At 71.2% G+C, this 17,783-nt stretch carries 18 protein-coding genes; 6 read left to right on the forward strand and 12 right to left on the reverse strand.

All coding sequences use genetic code 11. The annotated features are described in order from the left end of the window. Positions 1 to 294 precede the first annotated feature (294 nt). From ACFWYS_RS17395 to ACFWYS_RS17420, 6 genes are all read right to left on the reverse strand, one after another. Entirely contained in the window at positions 295 to 1,629 is a 1,335-nt protein-coding gene (locus ACFWYS_RS17395; RefSeq protein ID WP_384768912.1) for an MFS transporter, read from the reverse strand. A gap of 132 nt (positions 1,630 to 1,761) precedes the next feature. Continuing rightward, the gene (locus ACFWYS_RS17400; protein ID WP_384768913.1) at positions 1,762 to 2,712 is read right to left on the reverse strand and encodes a catechol 2,3-dioxygenase; all 951 of its coding nucleotides are present in this window, start codon (positions 2,710 to 2,712) and stop codon (positions 1,762 to 1,764) included. Next, the gene (locus ACFWYS_RS17405) at positions 2,709 to 3,767 is read right to left on the reverse strand and encodes a 4-oxalomesaconate tautomerase (protein ID WP_384769136.1); all 1,059 of its coding nucleotides are present in this window, start codon (positions 3,765 to 3,767) and stop codon (positions 2,709 to 2,711) included. The genes ACFWYS_RS17400 and ACFWYS_RS17405 overlap by 4 nt, the downstream gene beginning before the upstream one ends. A 41-nt stretch (positions 3,768 to 3,808) precedes the next feature. After that, entirely contained in the window at positions 3,809 to 4,540 is a 732-nt protein-coding gene (locus ACFWYS_RS17410) for a 4-carboxy-4-hydroxy-2-oxoadipate aldolase/oxaloacetate decarboxylase (protein ID WP_384768916.1), read from the reverse strand. After that, positions 4,537 to 5,337, reverse strand: coding sequence for a PIG-L deacetylase family protein (locus ACFWYS_RS17415; RefSeq protein WP_384768918.1), 801 nt, complete (start codon positions 5,335 to 5,337; stop codon positions 4,537 to 4,539). Before ACFWYS_RS17415 ends, ACFWYS_RS17410 begins: the two co-directional genes overlap by 4 nt. Before the next feature lie 119 nt (positions 5,338 to 5,456). Next, the gene (locus ACFWYS_RS17420; protein WP_384768921.1) at positions 5,457 to 6,107 is read right to left on the reverse strand and encodes a GntR family transcriptional regulator; all 651 of its coding nucleotides are present in this window, start codon (positions 6,105 to 6,107) and stop codon (positions 5,457 to 5,459) included. Between the two features lie 165 nt (positions 6,108 to 6,272). On the opposite strand from ACFWYS_RS17420, the gene ACFWYS_RS17425 reads away from it, so the two are divergent. After that, a complete protein-coding gene (locus tag ACFWYS_RS17425; RefSeq protein ID WP_384768924.1) occupies positions 6,273 to 6,617 on the forward strand; it encodes a cupin domain-containing protein in 345 nt (114 codons plus the stop codon). Here the strand turns inward: ACFWYS_RS17425 and ACFWYS_RS17430 are convergent. Continuing rightward, a complete protein-coding gene (locus ACFWYS_RS17430) occupies positions 6,607 to 7,611 on the reverse strand; it encodes a LacI family DNA-binding transcriptional regulator (protein WP_384768926.1) in 1,005 nt (334 codons plus the stop codon). The two genes, ACFWYS_RS17425 and ACFWYS_RS17430, sit on opposite strands and share 11 nt — an antisense overlap. A 126-nt stretch (positions 7,612 to 7,737) precedes the next feature. Between ACFWYS_RS17430 and ACFWYS_RS17435 the strand changes: the two genes are divergently transcribed. Then, positions 7,738 to 8,901 carry a Gfo/Idh/MocA family protein gene (locus ACFWYS_RS17435; RefSeq protein WP_384768929.1) on the forward strand — a complete coding sequence of 388 codons (1,164 nt, stop codon included), beginning with the start codon at positions 7,738 to 7,740 and terminating at the stop codon, positions 8,899 to 8,901. A 9-nt stretch (positions 8,902 to 8,910) separates the two neighbouring features. On the opposite strand, the gene ACFWYS_RS17440 is transcribed toward ACFWYS_RS17435, so the two are convergent. After that, positions 8,911 to 9,522: a TMEM175 family protein gene (locus ACFWYS_RS17440; protein ID WP_384768932.1), complete on the reverse strand. Its 612-nt coding sequence runs from the start codon at positions 9,520 to 9,522 to the stop codon at positions 8,911 to 8,913. Positions 9,523 to 9,588: 66 nt separating this feature from the next. After that, on the reverse strand, positions 9,589 to 10,617 hold the full coding sequence (locus ACFWYS_RS17445; protein WP_384768934.1) for a LacI family DNA-binding transcriptional regulator: 1,029 nt from the start codon (positions 10,615 to 10,617) through the stop codon (positions 9,589 to 9,591). Between the two features lie 154 nt (positions 10,618 to 10,771). Between ACFWYS_RS17445 and ACFWYS_RS17450 the strand changes: the two genes are divergently transcribed. From ACFWYS_RS17450 to ACFWYS_RS17465, 4 genes are read left to right on the forward strand one after another with little or no spacing between them, the layout of a single operon-like run. Continuing rightward, positions 10,772 to 11,938 carry a phytanoyl-CoA dioxygenase family protein gene (locus ACFWYS_RS17450; protein WP_384768937.1) on the forward strand — a complete coding sequence of 389 codons (1,167 nt, stop codon included), beginning with the start codon at positions 10,772 to 10,774 and terminating at the stop codon, positions 11,936 to 11,938. A 26-nt stretch (positions 11,939 to 11,964) separates the two neighbouring features. Continuing rightward, positions 11,965 to 12,741 (forward strand): SDR family oxidoreductase, encoded by a 777-nt coding sequence (locus tag ACFWYS_RS17455; protein WP_384768939.1) that lies wholly within the window; start codon positions 11,965 to 11,967, stop codon positions 12,739 to 12,741. 45 nt (positions 12,742 to 12,786) lie between these two features. Beyond that, positions 12,787 to 13,791 carry a Gfo/Idh/MocA family oxidoreductase gene (locus tag ACFWYS_RS17460; RefSeq protein WP_384768942.1) on the forward strand — a complete coding sequence of 335 codons (1,005 nt, stop codon included), beginning with the start codon at positions 12,787 to 12,789 and terminating at the stop codon, positions 13,789 to 13,791. After that, complete coding sequence (locus ACFWYS_RS17465) at positions 13,788 to 14,810, forward strand: Gfo/Idh/MocA family protein (RefSeq protein WP_384768945.1); 1,023 nt, start codon at positions 13,788 to 13,790, stop codon at positions 14,808 to 14,810. Before ACFWYS_RS17460 ends, ACFWYS_RS17465 begins: the two co-directional genes overlap by 4 nt. Before the next feature lie 101 nt (positions 14,811 to 14,911). On the opposite strand, the gene ACFWYS_RS17470 is transcribed toward ACFWYS_RS17465, so the two are convergent. From ACFWYS_RS17470 to ACFWYS_RS17480, 3 genes are read right to left on the reverse strand one after another with little or no spacing between them, the layout of a single operon-like run. Beyond that, the gene (locus ACFWYS_RS17470; RefSeq protein ID WP_384768948.1) at positions 14,912 to 15,937 is read right to left on the reverse strand and encodes a Gfo/Idh/MocA family protein; all 1,026 of its coding nucleotides are present in this window, start codon (positions 15,935 to 15,937) and stop codon (positions 14,912 to 14,914) included. 25 nt (positions 15,938 to 15,962) lie between these two features. After that, a complete protein-coding gene (locus ACFWYS_RS17475; protein ID WP_384768951.1) occupies positions 15,963 to 16,865 on the reverse strand; it encodes a sugar phosphate isomerase/epimerase family protein in 903 nt (300 codons plus the stop codon). 1 nt (position 16,866) lies between these two features. Continuing rightward, the gene (locus tag ACFWYS_RS17480) at positions 16,867 to 17,781 is read right to left on the reverse strand and encodes an ATP-binding cassette domain-containing protein (protein WP_384768953.1); all 915 of its coding nucleotides are present in this window, start codon (positions 17,779 to 17,781) and stop codon (positions 16,867 to 16,869) included. Positions 17,782 to 17,783: the final 2 nt, after the last annotated feature.

The raw sequence follows: 17,783 nt of genomic DNA on the forward strand, positions 1-17,783 counted from the left end.
CGACAACCCACCACGGCAGGCCGGCCTTGGCCATGAACGCAACGACTGCCACCAGCGCGAGAAATGCCGTCACGTCCCGATCCCCCTTTAACGATCAACTCATCCGCCCCCGGCGTCACGAAAGCCGCCCTGCATCACAGCGGGCATATGACGCAACAATACGCGAGACCGTCGTATAACCCAGTTGGGACCATCAGTACATACGACGGGACATTAGATATGACCGATGCCGTTCACCCCATGTGCCGGAGTGAACCGGCATCCGCCCTCGCCCCCGCGGTCGGCGTCCGCCGGTCAGTGCGCGCCGATCAGCTGCCGTTCGCTGTCGCTCCCGGTCGCCCGGCGCGAGCCGCGCAGCGCGGCGATGCCGATGAAGACCATGGACGACAGACCGGCGAGGGCGAAGGCGGTGAAGCCCCAGTCGCCGTTGTTCGCGGCGAGCAACTGGCCGCCCAGCCAGGGGCCGAAGACGGCGCCGAAGCGGCCCATGCCGGAGGTCCAGCCGACGGCGGTGGCACGGTTCTCGGGGCGGGAGCGGATCGAGACGGTCGCGTAGATCATGGTCTGCGCGCTGTTGAGGAACACGCCGGTCAGGAACACCACCGTGAAGGTGAGCGCCAGCGGCATGTGGACGCTGAGGAGGAAGACTCCGGCGGCGGTCAGCGCGAACCAGATCGCCGAGATACGGGGGGCGCCGAACCGGTCGGAGGCACGTCCGGCGACCAGCATGCCGACGATGCCGCCGAGGTTGAACAGCACCACGAACGTCAACGCCGAGCCGAGGTTGTAACCCTCGCCGCGCATCAGGGTGGGCAGCCAGGTGGCGACGCCGTAGACGAGGAGCAGGCCGCCGAAGGAGGCCAGCCAATAGAGGAGGGTCTGGGTCCACTCGCCGCCGCGGAAGAGGTTGGCGAGGGACGTCCAGCGGTCGCCTGCGGCCCGCTTGTCGGCCGGGGCGGCGGGCAGTTCGACCTCGTAGCGGCCGGCCAGTTCGTGCGCTTCCCGGCTGCGCCCCTTGGCGACCAGGAAGCTCAGCGACTCGGGCAGGAACTTGGCCAGCACCGGCACGAACAGCAGCGGAAGCACGCAGAACCAGAACGCGGCCCGCCAGCCGAGGGGTTCGACGACCCACAGGGCGACGTAGGCGGAGAGGATGCCGCCCGCGTGGTGGGCTGTCATCAGCATGCCGATGGTGAGGGCGGCGCGGCCGCGCGGGGCGTAGTCGGAGACCATGCTGATCGCGGTGGGCAGCAGACCGCCGAGACCGATTCCGGCGAGTGTGCGGCCGAGGCCGAAGACCGCGACGCCGTCCGCCAGCGCGCACAGCCCGGAGGCCAGCGAGAAGAGCGTGACGCAGCCGACCATCAGCTTCTTACGGCCCGTCCGGTCGGCCACCGTGCCCGCGGTCAGAGCGCCGACCAGCATCCCGAAGGTGGCGTAACTGCCCAGGTCACCGGCCTGGTCCGGGGTGAGCCCGAGGGCCTTCTCAGCGAGCATGTGGGGCAGTACCGAGCCGTAGATGAACATGTCCAGGCCGTCGAAGAGGACGGCCAGCCAGCACAGGCCGACGGCGAGCACTGCCAGTCTGCCGGCGCGAGCGGACAGGGAGGGGGACGGGGACGGGGACATCTTTGTTTTCCTCTCGTGCGTTTGTGCGCCAGACGCTAAGGAGCCACTCCAATCTCGTCAACAGTTTTGTCAACAATCTCAGCGACAAGACAGGGAGGCTCGGTTGCGTCCGCAAGGTGAGGGTGGGCCGCCTCAGGCGACCGGCGGTGTCCCGTGGGTGTGGAAGGACTCGATCGTCTTCAGCCCCCATGCCTGTCCCTTGGCCCGCTCGGCCTCGGTCCAGGTGATCAGCGGCCAGTCCGGCGCCAGCACGAGGCGGGTGAGCGGGTTGCACAGCTCGATGCGGTTGCCGCCCGGCTCGTAGACGTACAGGAAGAACGTCTGCTGGATGGCGTGCTTGTGCGGGCCCGTCTCGATGAACACGCCGGAGTCGATGGCGAGATCGGCGGCGCGCAGGATGTCCTCGCGGGTGTCGGTGGCGAAGGCGATGTGGTGCAGTCGGCCGGTGGAACCGGTCCAGTCCGAGGTGTAGACGACGTCGTACGACTTGTTGGTGTACGTCAGCCAACGGGCCGCGATCCGGCCGGAGTCGAGCTGGATCTGCTCGGTCGGCCGGGCGCCCAGCACCCGTTCCTGGAACTGGGCGTTGGCGAGCACGTCGGCGGCGAGGAAGTTGACGTGGTCCAGGCGCCGCACGCCGACGCCTCGGTTGGGCTTGGCCTGCGGCTGGTTCTTCAGCGCGGGCCGCAGTTCCTCGGGGGCTTCGTAGTGCCGGCTCTCCCAGTACAGGGCGTGTTCGTGTCCGTCCGGGTCGGTGGTGACGTAGAGCCTGCCGATGCCGGGCTCGTCCTCGACCCACCGGCCGGCGCCGCCCGCCGCCTCGATCGCCTTGATACGGCGCTCCAGTGCCTCCTGGCTGGAGGTACGCAGGGCGAGCCTGCCGAGGCCGGGCTGCTCGCGGGCGGTGAGGACGAGGCTGTGGTGCTCGTAGTCGTCGTAGGTCCGCAAGTAGACCGTGTCTCCGGTCTGTTGATTGACCGTCATGCCGAGGTAGTCGGTGAAGAAGGCGACGCTGGCGTCCAGGTCGGGGGTGAACAGCTGGGCGTGGCCGATGTGGGCGATGTCGCCGAGCGGTGGGGTCATCGGTGGCCTCCTCGGGGTCGTGCGGCGGCCCTGGGGAAGACCCTGCCGTCGAAGATCTTGCGGGCGGTGCGGACCACGGCGGTCCGGCGGGGGAACGGGAGCCCTGCGGCGTCGGTGCCGAGAGCGGCCTCGATGTCGAGGAACCCCGTGGGGTGTTCGATGCGGACGCGGTCGTCCCCGGCGTCGAGTCGGGCCAGGTCCGCGCCCACGCCGCCGTCGATGCGCAGGCCTGCCGCGACGCTCGCCGCGCCCAGCACGCCGATCGAGGTGTGGCAGCGCACGGGGATGAAGGTGCGGGTGGTGACGGCGCCGTCGCCTCGGGGCGGGGCGAGGAGGGTGAGCTTGGGGACGGTCGTGTCCGACACGTCGCCGAGGCCCATCAGGCGCCCGGCCGACAGCCGTATCCCGGCCAGCCGGTCGGCGAGTTCGGGATCCGCCTCCAGCTCCCCGGGGGTCTCATGGCCGGTGACCTTCAGTGCGGTCGCGGCGATCAGCACGGTCGGCATGCCGTTGTCCACACAGGTCACGGGGATGCCGTCGATCTCGTCGCGGGGCTTTCCGGTGGGCAGCAGCTTGCCGGTGCCGGGCGGGAACTCGATCAGCACGGGGGCGGCGGTGCCCGGTACGCCCGAGATCTCGGCGTCGCCGGTGTAGTCGACCCGTCCGCCCGGGGTGGGGAACGTCGCGGTGGCGTAGTCACCGGAGTTGACCATGCGGATGCGGACGGAGGTGTGCTCCTGCCCCGCCGGGACGAGTCCACGCTCGACGGCGAACGGGCCAATGCCCGCGAGGATGTTCCCGCAGTTCTGACGGTCACTCACCTCGGCTTGGTCCACGGCGACTTGGAGGAACAGATAGTCGACGTCGGCGCGCGGGTCGGCGGAGGGCGACACCACTGCCACTTTGCTGGTGAGCGGGTGGGCGCCGCCGAGACCGTCGATCTGCCGCTCGTCGGGGCTGCCCATCACGCGGAGCAGCAGGTCGTCGCGCGGGGCCGGTTCGGCGGGGAGGTCGGCGGCCAGGAAGTAGGCACCCTTGGAGGTGCCGCCGCGCATCAGCAGACAGCGCAGTCCGTCGGGCTCGGGCACTCCGTCGGTCACGGCCGCTCTCCCCCGTGCCCCGCGTGCCCCTCACACTCCGCGTACTCCTCGTACGTCCGGTACTCGACGCCCAGCGCCGTGAGCCTCTCGCGCAACCCGTAGCGGTCCAGGCCGAGTTGGCCTTCGAGGAAGGCGGCGCGGGTGGCGGCCTCCTTGGCCTCGCGGGCCTCCGCCTTCGCCACCGTCGCCCGGGCGTGCTCGCGGGGTACGACGACCACGCCGTCGTCGTCGGCGAGGATCACGTCGCCCGGGCGGACGACCTGGCCGTCGATGGCGACCGGCACGTTCACCGAGCCGCCGGTGGCCTTGACGGTGCCCTGTGCGGAGACGGCCCGGGACCAGGCGGCGAAGCCCATCTCGCGCAGCTCCTGGGTGTCGCGGATGCCGGCGTTGATGACGAGGCCGCGCACCCCGCGCCGGTGCAGCGCGGTCGCGAACAGTTCGCCGAACAGGCCGTCGGTGGAAGGGGAGGTCGTGGTGACGACCAGGAGGTCGCCCTCGCCGCACTGCTCCACGGCGGCGTGGATCATGAGGTTGTCGCCGGGCCAGCCGAGGACGGTCACGGCCGTGCCCGCGACCCGTACGCCCTGCTGATTGGGGCGGATCCCGGGCCCCAGCAGGCCCGTCCGGCCCATGGCCTCGCTGACGGTCGCCACGCCGAAACGGGCCAGCGCGTCGACGTCCTTCAGCTCCGCCTTCGGCGGGTCGGTGACGATCACGCCGCTCATGCCAGCTCCTTCGCGATCTGCGGGAACGGGCGCATGTACGCCTCGGCCATGGTCTGGTGGGCCAGGCCCAGGTTGGGTCCGGCGTTGCGCCTGAGCTGGACGCCGCGCCGGACGGCGAGGTCGGTGTAGTAGTCCCACAGGTGCTGCTGGGCGCCGAGGCACTCCATGGCCCCCCGCTTGGTGTCCCACACCTCGGTGATGTCGAGCAGGACCTCGGGCCTGAAGCCGCTCATCTCAGGCTGGTGGGGCTCGAAGTAGAAGACGGGCGGGGCGCCGATGATGTCGCCGGCGCCCGGGTAGCCGATGGCCTGGGCGAGGATCCGGGCCTCAAGGGCCATGCGGTTGGCGGCCGGGTGGTCGCCGTTGTACGGGTCCTCGGCCGGGTGGGTGAGGACGATGTCGGGCTGGGTCTCGCGGTGGACGGCGACCAGTTGGTCGGTCAGCTCGGCGGTGGCGACCAGCGGATAGTCGCCGGCGTCGAAGAAGCGGACCTCGGCGCCGAGGGTGGCGGCGGCGCGCTCGGCCTCGTCACGGCGTATGACCTTGATCTCCTCCAGTTTCCTCCCCTCGCGCCAGGCCTTGGCGGACTCGCCGCGCTCGCCGAAGGTCAGGCAGGCGATGGTGACCTTCTCGCCCCGGGCGGCGGCCAGGGCGATGGCGCCGCCCGCCCGCCAGACGAAGTCCCCGGCGTGCGCGGTGATGACGAGGGTCGAGCGGGGCGGGCGGGGCCGCGACGGGGGTTCCCCTTGCTCGACCGGAGTCGAGAGCTCGGGGGCGGGCGCGTCGGCATGCGTCATGGCTGGTTCTCCTTGAGTGACAGGTGTGCGCCCGCCCCCAGCGACTCAGCCGCGCGACGACTCGTACCGCTCAGCCGCGCAGCCCTCGCACGGCTCAGCCGCGCGGCGCCTCGTACGGCTCAGTCGCGCAGCGCCTCGATCACGCTGGTGAGGTGGGCGCGGACGGCCGCCTCGGCCGCCTGCGGGTCCCTGGACCTGATCGCCTCGATCATCGCCAGATGCTCGCTCAGGGAGTGCTGTGGACGTCCCGGCCTCAGCGCCAACTGGAAGCGGTGGCGCACCAGTTGTGCGTTGAGCCGCTCCAGCAGTTCCACGGCCGTGCGCTGGCCGGAGAACTCCTGGATCCTGGCGTGCAGTTCCTGGTTGAGTTCGGAGTACGTCATCGGCTCGCCGTCGGCGACGGCCTTGGTCATCGCCGCGCCGAGGTCGGCGAGTCGGGTCAGCTGCTCGTCACTGGCCGTGACGGCGGCCTTGGCCGCGCAGAGTCCCTCCAGGACCATGCGGCACTCGGTGATGGCGACCGCTTCCTCCACGCTCACCACCCGAACCCGCGAGCCCCGGTTACGGATCCGCTCGACCAGGCCCTGGGCCTCCAGGTCGATGAGTGCCGCGCGGATGCTGGCCCGTGTCACACCGAACTGCTCGGCGAGTTCGTTCTCCACCAGCCGCTGTGCCGGTGCCATCTCGCCGTGCAGGATCGCCTGCCGCAGCTGCGCGAGCGCGTGCTGCTTGGCCTGCTCCCCGGTGCTCGGACCGGCTTCGTTCGGCATGTGCCCTCCCTGAGTGAGTGCCTGTCGAACGTAAATCTAGCCAAACAGAATTGTCAACAATTTTGTCTGCCAGATTGAGTGCATGACGGAGTGTCTGCCTGCCCCCGCCGGCACCCCACACTCTGTCCAGGCCGCTCCCTGGTCCGGCCCGGCTAGGGTCGCCGCATGACGCACAGCTTCGTACTCCACATCCCCGACGCCGAGCTCGAACCCGAGCCCCTCGACCCGGCGCAGATCGTCTCGGGGAAGCCCGAGGTCACCGGGAAGGTGGTCTGGGAGTCGGCGGACGGGCGTCAGGTGCGCGGGGTCTGGCAGATCACGCCGGGGGTCGTCACCGACACCGAGGCGGACGAGCTGTTCGTCGTGATCAGCGGGTCGGCGACCATCGAGGTCGAGGACGGGCCGACGCTGACGGTCGGGCCCGGCGACATGGCGGTGCTGCGCGAGGGCGACCGTACGACGTGGACGGTGCACGAGACGCTGCGGAAGGCGTACGCGATCAATCTGTGAGCGGGGGCGCCGTCGAACCGCGGATCTCCAACGTCGGTGCCGCGAGATGGACTTCGCCCGCTCCCCCGCTGCCCTCGAACCGGTCGAGCAGACAGCGGGCCGCGCGGCGGCCCACCTCGTGGCTGGCGTTGTCGACGGTGGTGAGCCAGACATGGCGCAGGCGGGCGATGCTCGTGTTGTCGTAGCCGACGACGGAGAGGTCACGCGGCACGCGTAGCCCCGATTCCTCGGCCGCCGACAGCGCGCCGATCGCGGCGATGTCGTTCACCGCGAAGACCGCCGTCGGCCGGTCCGCGCGGCTCAGCAGCCGGACCGTCGTGCGGTAGCCGCCCTCCTCGGTCATGTCGCTCGGCTCGACGACCGCCTCGTCCGCGAGGCCGTGCGCCCGCATCGCCGCCTCGAAGCCGCGCCGACGCAGCTCGCCGACGGCCCCGTAACCGGCGATGTGCGCGATGCGCCGGTGGCCGAGCCCGATGAGGTGCTCGGCGACCAGGCGGGCGCCCCGCTCGTCGTCGTTGGCGACGAGCTGCACGCCGGGCAGCGCCGGCTCGCGCGCGCCCGCGACCACCACCGGGAGCCGTTCGGCCACCGCCCCGAGCCCGGCCGGGTCGGGCAGCGTGCCGACCACGACCAGACCGTCGACGCGAAGGTCCAGGAAGGGACCCGCCAGGTCCTGGCCAGTACGCCGGTTGAGCCGGGCGTCGGCCAGCAGCATGTGCAGGCCGTTGGCGTGGAGCAGGGAGTTGAGGCCGTCCAGCATGTCCACGAACCACGGGTTGCGCAGGTCGTTCAGGAGGACGCCGACGGTGCGGGTGCGCTGCTCGCTGAGGCTGCGGGCGGCGGCGTTCGGGCGGTAGCCGAGTTCGCGTACGGCCCGCAGGACGGCCTCCCGCTTCTCCGGGCGCACCTGCTCGGAGCCGCGCAGCACCAGCGACACCAGCGACTTGGAGACGCCGGCCCGGTCGGCCACGTCGCGGATCGTCGGCGGTCTCATGAGATGGACCGTTCCATGCGCGGCCTTGTCCTGTCAAAGGGGCGGGAAGGGGTTGACACCCCGGGAGAACGGCCCCCAAGGTGGGCGGGAAAGAAGTTGGACCGGTCCAAAGAGGGGCTGTCAGTCATGGTCGACACGCTTGGCGTCGCCGTTGTCGGATTCGGCTGGATGGGCCGGGTGCACACCCAGGCGTACGCCCGCGTCCCGCATCACTACCCGCGGCTGGCGGTGCGCCCGGAGCTGGTGGTCGTCGCCGAGGACGTGCCGGGGCGGGCCGAGGAGGCCGCCGCGCAGTTCGGGTTCGCCGCCGCGACCCGCGACTGGCGCGAGGTGGCCGCCGACCCGCGGGTGAAGGCCGTCAGCATCACCGCCCCGAACTTCCTGCACCGCGAGATCGGCGTCGCGATGGCCGAGGCCGGCAAGCACATCTGGATCGAGAAGCCGGTGGGCCTGTCGGTGGCCGACGCCCAGGCGGTCGCGGACGCCGTCGCCAAGGCCGGCGTCCAGAGCGCGGTCGGCTTCAACTACCGCAACGCACCCGCCGTCGAGGCCGCCCGCGAGCTCATCGCCTCCGGCGAGATCGGCACCGTCACACACGTCCGCGTCCGTCTCTTCAGCGACTACGCCGCCCACCCCGACGGCGCCCTGACCTGGCGGTACGAGAAGGAACGGGGCGGCAGCGGAGTCCTCGGCGACCTGGCCTCGCACGGCGCCGACCTCGCCCGCCATCTGCTCGGCGACATCGCCTCCCTCACCGCCGACACCGCCGTCTTCATCCCCGAACGCGCCCGCCCCACCGGCGCCACCGCCGGCCACACCCTGGCCACCGGCGGCGAACTCGGCCCGGTCGAGAACGAGGACTACGTGAACTGCCTGCTGCGCTTCGCCTCCGGCGCCCGCGGCGTCCTGGAGGCCTGCCGGGTCTCGGTCGGCGAGCAGAACAACTACGGCTTCGAGGTGCACGGCACCAAGGGCGCCGTCTTCTGGGACTTCCGCCGCATGAACGAACTCGGCGTCAGCCGCGGCACCACCTACCAGGACCAGCCCGTCAGCACGGTCCACGTCGGCCCCGGCGCCGGAGAGTTCGGCGCCTTCCAGCCGGGCGCGGCGAACGCCATGGGCTACGACGACCTCAAGGTCATCGAGGCCTACCGCTTCCTGCGCTCCATCGCCGAGGCCACCCCGCACGGCGCCACCGTCCAGGACGCCGTGCACAGCGCCGCCGTACTGGAGGCGATGGTGCGCTCGGCGGAGGGCGGGGCGTGGGTGTCCGTGGACACTGGAGCGTGACGGACGCTGTCAGCGGGAGCGGGCGGCGCGGCGGCCGAGGGTGACCTTGATGGGGGCCAGGACCAGCCAGAACCACATGGCGGTGGAGCCGATGGCCAGGGCGAGCGGGACGCTGAGGGCGAAGACCAGCACCGTCATCGCTAGGTCGAGCGCGAAGAGCCGGAAGCCCTCCGGCGGCTCCGCGCCGTAACGCAGCCAGGGGCGCCGGGCCAGGACGAGGATCAGTGCGAGGTGGGCGGCGCCGAGCGCGGCGACCGCCCCCGCGTAGGAGGCGACCGACTCGGCCTCCCTGCCGTACTCGGCGATGAGCTTGGTGGGGAAGGGCAGCAGGGCCGCGACGCCGAGCCCCATGATGGACAGGGTGATCACCTGTCCGTCGATCTGCCGGACCAGCCGGAAGATGCGGCGGTGCTCACGCCAGAAGGCGCCGAGCACCAGCACGGTGAGCGCGTACGCGCCGAGGTTCGGGATCAGTTCGTGCAGGGCGTCGTGGTAGTGCGCGTCGTCCAGCCCCCGCGGCACGTAGAAGTCCAGGACGAGCAGGGTGATCGCGATGGCGAACACACCGTCGGCGAGCGCCGTCAGTCGCTCGGGCCCACCGTCCGGGTTCGATTTCCACATGCGCACGACGGTAGGGAGCCGTGGCCCGTCCGGCCGGTGTACACGCCAGGCGCGCCGCCCCGATCGTCACCCGATGGGCGTGGGCATGTTGTACGGCGTCACCACCTGGATCGCCGACGGCAGGGTGGGACCGGCGGGCGGCAGCGCGCCGTGCGCCCGCATGACGATGTGGCAGGCCTCGCGCATGTCCTGGCGAAGGTCGTGATGGAGTACGGCGGACAGGCGGTGCTCGCGCAGCAGGCGGGTGTTGTCGTGGTCCAGGTCGTGCGCGACGAACACCGCGCAGGCACGGCCCGCGTCCTCGAAGGCCCGCAGCGTCGCGATGTTGCCGCCGCCGATCGAGTAGACCGCGCGGATCTCCGGGTCGCGCTCCAGGGCGGCGCGGACGAGGTCGTACTGGGTCGCGTCCAGGCCCTGTCCCCCGGCCAGTTCGACCAGCGCGCGCTCGGGGTGCCGGGCCCGCATGGCGCTGCGGAAGCCCATCTCGCGCTCCTCCTCGTTGCGGAAGAAGCCGCTGCTGAGGCTGGTGAGGACATGTCCCGGGCGCTCGCCCAGCCACTGGCCCATGAGGTACGCGGCCGTCGCCCCGGCGGCCCGGTTGTCGATGCCGACGTACGCGAGGCGCGGCGTGGACGGCAGGTCGGTCACCAGGGTCACCACCGGTATGCCGGCCTCCGTGAGCCGTGCGACGGCGGCGGTCACCTCGGGGACGTCCGGGGCCTTGAGGATGACGCCCTGCGAACCGCGCCGGGCGATCCGGTCCAGCGTCCGGGTCAGCTCGGCCACCGGGCCGGTCTCGCGGAAGTGGAACCGCGAGCGCACGACGGCCGGGTGCAGGCCGGGCAGCTCGGCCTCCAGGGCGGCCCGTACGGCGGTGGAGAACCGCTCCGGCGACTGCATCACGATGTCGATCATGAAGGTGCGGCCCACCAGCCGGACCTGGGTGCGCTGCCGGTCCAGGTCGGCGATGGCCTGGCGGACCTCGCGCGCGGTGCTCTCGCGCACCCCTCCCCTGCCGTTCAGGACCCGGTCCACGGTGGCCTCGCTGAGGCCGGCCTGACGTGCGATCTCCCGGATCGGGAAGGGGTGTCCCATACGGATGCTCCCGGAGCTTGTCTGAAGGGGGTGCCTGGAGGCTGCCCGGCAGGTTGCCTTGAGGGGTTTTTGATGGCCGCCTGCTGGTTGTTCGACGGGTTTGTACTGACAAGAATGACAGCACCGAGTCGCCCGTGTCACCGAGAGGACGCCGATGTCCTACACCTCAGTCCAGCGCCGTGCGTGGCTGTCCGAGCAGGACTGCGACCTCGCCGCGTTCCGTGCGCTTGTCGAGCGGGCCACCGACCTCGCCGACTATCCGTACGCCTCCGCCGTGCAGCGGGGCGTCCTGGTCTACGACAGCGACCGCCTGCGCAAGTCCGAGGACCCGCGTGCGGTGCGGGCCGAACTGGTCCGCGCCCTCACCGACGGTCCGGGCATCGTGGTCTTCCGGCGGGCCTTTCCCGACCCGGGGGTCATCGACCGGCTCAGCGCCGTGTTCGACGCCCTGATCGCCGAGCAGCGCGCCTCGGGCGCGCACGCCGGTGACCACTTCGCCAAGCCGGGCGCCAACGACCGGGTGTGGAACGCGCTGGAGAAGGCGGCGCTGTACGACCCCGAGGCGTTCGCCGACTACTACGCCAACGACATCCTGGCGCTCGTCTCGGCCGCCTGGCTCGGCCCCGGCTACCAGGTGACCTCGCAGGTGAACGTGGTCAACCCCGGCGGAGCGGCGCAGACCGTGCACCGCGACTACCACCTGGGCTTCCTCTCCAACGAGGTCGCGGCCGCCTACCCGGCCCATGTGCACCTCCTCTCCCCCGTGCTCACCCTCCAGGGCGCGGTCGCGCACTGCGACATGCCGGTGGAGTCCGGGCCGACGATGTATCTGCCGTACTCGCAGACGTACGAGCCGGGCTACCTGGCCTGGCGGCTGCCGGAGTTCCAGGCCTACTTCGAGGACCACCACATCCAGCTCCCCCTTTCCAAGGGCGACGCGGCCTTCTTCAACCCGGCGCTGTTCCACGCGGCCGGCACCAATCGGTCGGCGGACATCCGGCGCATGGCGAACCTGCTCCAGGTGTCCTCGGCGTTCGGCCGGGCCATGGAGACGGTGGACCGCGAGGCGGTGGCCAACGCCGTGTTCCCGGTGCTGCTCAAGCGGCGCGGCGAGGGCGCGGACGAGGCATGGCTGGAGCGGGTGATCGCCGCGAGCGCGGAGGGGTACCCCTTCCCCACGAACCTCGACAGCGATCCGCCGGTGGCCGGGCTGGCCCCGCCCGCGCAGGCGGACGTCGTACGGCGTGCGCTGCGCGAGGCATGGACTCCCGAGGCTCTGCGCGAAGAGCTGCGGGCCGGCGCCGAGCGGCGCCAGAGCTGATCAGAGCTGAAAGGACCCGGAACCAGATGGGACTTCTCGACGACAAGGTCGTCCTCGTCAACGGCGGCAGCCAGGGGGTGGGCGCCGCCATCGCGCGGGCCGCCGTCCGCGAGGGTGCGGTCGTTGCCGTCACCGGGCGGCGCACGCAGCCCGGTGAGGCGCTGGTGGCCGAGCTGGCCGCCGACGGGGGCAAGGCCCTGTTCGTACGGGCCGACCTCGCGGACGCCGACCAGGCGAAGGCGTCCGTCGCCGAGGTCGTCGACGCGTACGGGCGGATCGACTGCCTGGTCAACTCGGCGGGGCTGACGTCCCGGGGCACGCTCCTGGACACCACGCCCGAGCTGTTCGACCAGCACATCGCGATCAACCTCAAGGCGCCGTTCTTCGCCATGCAGGCCGCCGTGCAGGACATGGTCGCGCGCGAGGCGCCCGGCACCATCGTCAACATCATCACGTCCTCGGCGCACGGCGGGCAGCCGTTCCTCGCGCCGTACGTCGCCGCCAAGGCCGGCCTCATCGGGCTGACCCGCAACGCCGCGCACGCGCACCGCTTCGACCGGGTCCGGATCAACGGCCTGAACATCGGCTGGACGGCGACGGAGGGCGAGGACGCGACGCAGAAGGCGTTCCACGGCGCCGCGGACGACTGGCGTGAGCAGGCCGCCGCCAAGCTGCCGATGGGCAAGCTGGGCCAGCCCGACGAGATCGCCGACTTCGTGGTGTTCCTGCTGTCGGACCGGTCCGGGGTGGTCACCGGCTCGGTCATCGACTGGGACCAGAACGTCCTCGGCGGACTCGACTGACCTTCCCCATCTCCCCGTACCGCCACTGCAAGGAGCACCAACCCCATGCGTATCGGAATCCTCGGCCTCGGCCGCATCGGCGCCTTCCACGCCGAGACCCTCTCCGGACTCGACGCGGTCGACTCCCTCGTCGTCACCGACCCGTTCGCGGACGCCGCCAAGGCCGCCGCGGAGCGGTTCGGGGCCGAGGTCGTGGACTCGCCGGAGGCCCTGCTGTCGGCCGGCGTGGACGGCATCGTCGTCGCCGCCGCGACCGACGCCCACCCGGCGCTGATCCTGGCCGGTGTCGAGGCCGGCATCCCCGTCTTCTGCGAGAAGCCCGTCGCGAAGACGATGAGCGAGGGCGTCGAGGTACTGAAGGCCGTACAGGGCAGGGACGTGCCGATCCAGATCGGCTACAACCGGCGCTTCGACACCGGGTTCGTCAACGCCCGGGCCGCCGTGCAGGCCGGTGAACTGGGCAAGCTGCACACCGTGCGGTCGACCACGCTGGACCCGGCGCCGCCGCCCGCCGCGTACATCGCCGCCTCCGGAGGCATCTTCCGGGACTGCTCGGTGCACGACTTCGACATCATCCGCTGGGTGACCGGCCGCGAGGTGACCGAGGTGTACGCCGTCGGCGGCAACAAGGGCGCCGACTACATCAAGGAGGCGGGCGACGCCGACACCACCGGCGCGATCCTCACCCTGGACGACGGCACGATCGCGGTGGTGTCCAACTCCCGCCACAACGCCCGGGGTTACGACGTCCGTATGGAGATCCACGGCTTCACGGACTCCATCGCGGTCGGCCTGGAGGACAAGCTGCCGCTGCGCTCGGTCGAGCCCGGCGTGACCTTCCCGGCGGGCACCCCGCACGACTTCTTCATGGACCGCTTCACCGCGGCCTACCGCGCCGAACTCACCGCGTTCACCGAGGTCGTGGCCGGTACCCGGCCGTCCCCGTGCACGATCGAGGACGCCCTGGAGGCCGGCTGGATCGCCGATGCGTGCACACTGTCGCTGCAGGAGCACCGTCCGGTGACGATCGAGGAGGTACGGCAGGCATGAAGGAACCAGGCCGGGAGCCGCTGCGCATCGGAGTACTGGGCGCGGCGAACATCACCGGGCTCTCGCTCGTCGGTCCGGCCCGCACGACCGGCCATCGCCTGGTGGCGGTGGCGGCGCGCGACCGGGCCCGGGCGGAGGCGTTCGCGGAGGAGCACGACGTGGAGCGGGTGGCGGACTCCTACGCCGACGTGCTCGCCGACCCCGAGGTCGAGGTCGTCTACAACCCGCTCGCCAACGGGCTGCACGGGCCGTGGAACCTCGCCGCGCTCGCGGCCGGCAAGCACGTCCTGACGGAGAAGCCGTCGGCGAGCAACGCCGAGGAGGCCGCCGAGGTGCGGGAGACGGTCGCGAAGGCCGGCACGGTCTTCATGGAGGCCTTCCACTACCTCTTCCACCCGGTCACCCGGCGCCTGCACGAGATCCTCGAAAGCGGCGAACTGGGCGAGCTGCAACGGGTGGAGACGACGGTGGCCATCCCCGCGCCGGGGGCCGCCGACCCGCGCTGGTCGCTGCCGCTCGCGGGCGGCGCCGTGATGGACCTCGGCTGCTACAGCCTGCACGCGGTGCGGATGCTCGCGCCCTGGGCGGGCGGTGCGCCGCGCCTGGTCTCCGCACGCGGCGGGGAGCGGGCCGGGGCGCCCGGCGTCGACGAGTGGCTGGACGCCGAGCTGGAGTTCCCCGGTGGGGCGACCGCCTCCGCGCGCTGCCACATGGCGTACGGCGAGCTGGAGATGAGCTGCCGGATCGTCGGCTCGCGGGGCGAGGCACTGGCGCCGAACTTCGTGCTGCCCCACCTGGACGACCGGCTCGTGGTGCGCACACCGGACGGTGAGCGCACGGAGCGGCTCGGCACCCGCTCGTCGTACACCTACCAACTGGAGGCGCTCGCCGCGCACATACGCCGGGACGCGCCGCTGCCGCTGGACGCGGACGACGCGCTCGCGACGATGACGCTGATCGACGAGTCCTACCGGGCGGCGGGCTTCGAGCCGCGCCCGCGCACGACGCTCGCGAGCTGAGGGACCGTAACTAGGTAAACGGCTGAGGGCCGGGGAACGCCATCCCCGGCCCTCAGCCGTATCGCACCGTCAGCTCTCGGTCAGGTCGGGCCGACGGGCCGTCATGCCGCGTACAGCGCGGGCCGGTCGACCAGTTCCACCGGAAATCTGCCGCCCTCCGCCAGTGCCCGTACGCCCGCCTCGCAGACGGCGGCCACGGCGTAGCCGTCCCAGGCGCTCGGGCCGGTGACCTCACCGCGCCGGGTGGCGTCCACCCAGGCCTGGACCTCACGGTCGTAGGCGTCGGCGAACCGCTCGATGTAGTCCTGCGCGATGATGCCGCCCCAGCGGCCGGCGGCGTTGGTGACCATGGCGTGGCCGTCGCCGACCCGGGCGGTGCCGCGTTCGCAGACGACCTCGGCCTGGACCTGGTAGCCGAAGCCGCAGTTGACGAAGATCTCGACGTCGACGACGGCGCCGCCGTCGGTCTCGAAGAGCACGAGCTGCGGGTCGCGGATGCCGTCCGGCGCGTTGCCGGAGGGCGTCGGTGTCAGTACGGTGACGGCCGTGATCTCGTGGCCGAGCAGCCAGCGGGTCACGTCCATCTCGTGCGTCACCGAGTCGTTGATCAGCATCTCGGACGTCCAGCCGGGCGGGCTGGCGGCGTTGCGGTGCCGGTTGTGCAGCATCAGGGGACGGCCCAGCTGGCCCGACTCCAGCAGCGCCTTGAGCTTCATGTACTCGGCGTCGTAGCGCCGCATGAAGCCGACCTGGACCCGGCGGTGGCCCAGCTTCCGCTCGGCCTCCATGACGCGCAGCGCGGACGCGGCGTCGGGGGTGAGGGGTTTCTCGCACAGCACCGGCAGATCGTGCTCGAAGGCGGTGAGCAGCGCCGCCTCGTGGGCGGGGCCGGGGGACGCGACGATCACCGCGTCGACGTCGGCCGACGCCATCGCGGCGGCCGGGTCGGTGAAGGCGACGCAGCCGTCGACACGGGACGCGACCGTTTTGGCGCGCTCCGCGTCGACGTCCACGACTGCCGACACCCGTACCCCGCTGGTGACCTCCTGGATACGGCGCACATGATCCGCACCCATCTTTCCGGTACCGATGACTGCGACTCCGAGCGTGTGCGGACGCTGGGTCATGGTGATCGGCCGTCCTTTCGGGTCGTCAGGCGCCGCAGGACCTCAGGAACTGGCGGGTACGCACCGCGATGGGCAGCGGCTTGTCCGGCTCGCAGGGGTACATGTCCTGCTCGACGATCGCGAACAGGTCCACGTTCAGCTTCTGCGCGGCCTCCAGGACCGGGCCCAGCTCCGGTACGCCGGACGGGGGTTCGCACATCACGCCGCGCTGCACGGCGGGTCCGAACGGGACCTCGTTCTTGACGACGTCCGCGAGGATCTCCGGGTCCACCTGCTTGAGGTGCAGATAGCCGATGCGCTCGCCGTAGGTCTCGATCAGCTTGACGCTGTCGCCGCCGCAGTAGGCGTAGTGACCGGTGTCGAGGCAGAGGTTGACCAGGTCGGAGTCGGTCGAGTCGAGGAAGCGCTCGACGTGGGCCTCGGTGTCGATGTGGGTGTCGGCGTGCGGGTGCACGACGATGTCGAGGCCGTACGTCTCCTTCACCTCGTGCCCGAGCCGCTCCATGCCCTTGGTCAGGTGGGCCCACTGCTCACCGGTGAGCTCCGGCGGCTCCAGGATCTCGGCGGTCTTGTCGTCCCGCCAGAAGGACGGGATGACGACCAGGTGCTTGGCACCCATGGCCTGGGTGAGCGCGGCGACCTCGCTGACGTGCTGCCAGGTCGACTCCCAGACGGCGGGGCCGCGGTGCAGACCGGTGAAGATCGTGCCCGCCGAGACCTTGAGGCCGCGCCTGGTGATCTCGTCGGTCAGGCGCGCAGGGTCGGTCGGCAGATAGCCGTAGGGGCCCAGCTCGATCCAGGAGTAGCCGGCCTCGGCGACCTCGTCGAGGAAGCGTTCCCAGGGCACCTGTACGGGGTCGTCGGGGAACCAGACGCCCCAGGAGTCCGGGGCGGAGCCGACCCGGATGCGGTCCAGCACAGGGGGCATGTCAGGACTTCCCTTCGCCGGTGGTGGCCACGGGTGCGGTGAGGTCTCCCTCTTCGGGGAGCTCCTCGACGTCGACCCCGCGTACCTGGCTCAACTCGTGCTTGAGCGCGGCCAGTTCGGTGCCGCCGGCCATGTGGTTGGTGAGCTCTTCGAGGCTGACGTCGTCGCGGGAGGCGTTCAGCTCCATGGTGCCGAGGCGCAGGACGCTGAAGTGGTCGCCGACCATGTAGGCGTGGTGGGGGTTGTGGGTGATGAAGATGACGCCGAGGCCCTTCTCGCGGGCGGCGGCGATGTACTTCAGCACCACGCCGGACTGCTTGACGCCGAGGGCGGCGGTCGGCTCGTCCAGGATCAGGACGCGGGCGCCGAAGTAGACGGCGCGGGCGATCGCGACGCACTGGCGCTGGCCGCCGGACAGGGTGCCGATGGGCTGTTCCATGTCATCGAGGACGATGCCCATGTTGCGCAGCTCTTGGTCGGCGGTCTTCTTCATCGCCTCGATGTCGAGACGGCGGATGGGCCAGGGGCCCTTGGTCATCTCGGAGCCGAGGAAGAAGTTCCGCCACACCGGCATCAGCGGGACCACCGCGAGGTCCTGGTACACCGTGGCGATACCGGCGTCGAGCGCCTCGCGCGGGGTGGAGAAGCGCACCGGCCGGCCGTCGACGAGGAACTCGCCCTCGGTGTGCTGGTGCAGACCCGAGATGATCTTGATGAGGGTGGACTTGCCGGCCCCGTTGTCGCCGAGCACGCAGGTCACCTGACTGGGGAACACCTTCAGGTCGACGCCGTGCAGGGCGCGGATGTTGCCGTAGGACTTGCCCGCGCTGCGGAGTTCGACGACGGGGCCGTCCTTCTCGGGGGCCTTGTCGGCGATGACGGCGCCGTGGGTGCCGGTTCCGTTGGTGGATGTCATGT

Origin of the sequence: Streptomyces sp. NPDC059010 (genome assembly GCF_042740355.1) — a bacterium.
Classification (GTDB): domain Bacteria; phylum Actinomycetota; class Actinomycetes; order Streptomycetales; family Streptomycetaceae; genus Streptomyces.

What these genes read in the sequence shown, in the direction of transcription:
- ACFWYS_RS17395 (WP_384768912.1), bottom strand. Translation starts at nt 1,629, where the DNA reads ATGTCCCCGTCCCCGTCCCCCTCCCTGTCCGCTCGCGCCGGCAGACTG.
- ACFWYS_RS17400 (WP_384768913.1), bottom strand. Translation starts at nt 2,712, where the DNA reads ATGACCCCACCGCTCGGCGACATCGCCCACATCGGCCACGCCCAGCTG.
- ACFWYS_RS17405 (WP_384769136.1), bottom strand. Translation starts at nt 3,767, where the DNA reads ATGCGCGGCGGCACCTCCAAGGGTGCCTACTTCCTGGCCGCCGACCTC.
- ACFWYS_RS17410 (WP_384768916.1), bottom strand. Translation starts at nt 4,540, where the DNA reads ATGAGCGGCGTGATCGTCACCGACCCGCCGAAGGCGGAGCTGAAGGAC.
- ACFWYS_RS17415 (WP_384768918.1), bottom strand. Translation starts at nt 5,337, where the DNA reads ATGACGCATGCCGACGCGCCCGCCCCCGAGCTCTCGACTCCGGTCGAG.
- ACFWYS_RS17420 (WP_384768921.1), bottom strand. Translation starts at nt 6,107, where the DNA reads ATGCCGAACGAAGCCGGTCCGAGCACCGGGGAGCAGGCCAAGCAGCAC.
- ACFWYS_RS17425 (WP_384768924.1), top strand. Translation starts at nt 6,273, where the DNA reads ATGACGCACAGCTTCGTACTCCACATCCCCGACGCCGAGCTCGAACCC.
- ACFWYS_RS17430 (WP_384768926.1), bottom strand. Translation starts at nt 7,611, where the DNA reads ATGAGACCGCCGACGATCCGCGACGTGGCCGACCGGGCCGGCGTCTCC.
- ACFWYS_RS17435 (WP_384768929.1), top strand. Translation starts at nt 7,738, where the DNA reads ATGGTCGACACGCTTGGCGTCGCCGTTGTCGGATTCGGCTGGATGGGC.
- ACFWYS_RS17440 (WP_384768932.1), bottom strand. Translation starts at nt 9,522, where the DNA reads ATGTGGAAATCGAACCCGGACGGTGGGCCCGAGCGACTGACGGCGCTC.
- ACFWYS_RS17445 (WP_384768934.1), bottom strand. Translation starts at nt 10,617, where the DNA reads ATGGGACACCCCTTCCCGATCCGGGAGATCGCACGTCAGGCCGGCCTC.
- ACFWYS_RS17450 (WP_384768937.1), top strand. Translation starts at nt 10,772, where the DNA reads ATGTCCTACACCTCAGTCCAGCGCCGTGCGTGGCTGTCCGAGCAGGAC.
- ACFWYS_RS17455 (WP_384768939.1), top strand. Translation starts at nt 11,965, where the DNA reads ATGGGACTTCTCGACGACAAGGTCGTCCTCGTCAACGGCGGCAGCCAG.
- ACFWYS_RS17460 (WP_384768942.1), top strand. Translation starts at nt 12,787, where the DNA reads ATGCGTATCGGAATCCTCGGCCTCGGCCGCATCGGCGCCTTCCACGCC.
- ACFWYS_RS17465 (WP_384768945.1), top strand. Translation starts at nt 13,788, where the DNA reads ATGAAGGAACCAGGCCGGGAGCCGCTGCGCATCGGAGTACTGGGCGCG.
- ACFWYS_RS17470 (WP_384768948.1), bottom strand. Translation starts at nt 15,937, where the DNA reads ATGACCCAGCGTCCGCACACGCTCGGAGTCGCAGTCATCGGTACCGGA.
- ACFWYS_RS17475 (WP_384768951.1), bottom strand. Translation starts at nt 16,865, where the DNA reads ATGCCCCCTGTGCTGGACCGCATCCGGGTCGGCTCCGCCCCGGACTCC.
- ACFWYS_RS17480 (WP_384768953.1), bottom strand. Translation starts at nt 17,781, where the DNA reads ATGACATCCACCAACGGAACCGGCACCCACGGCGCCGTCATCGCCGAC.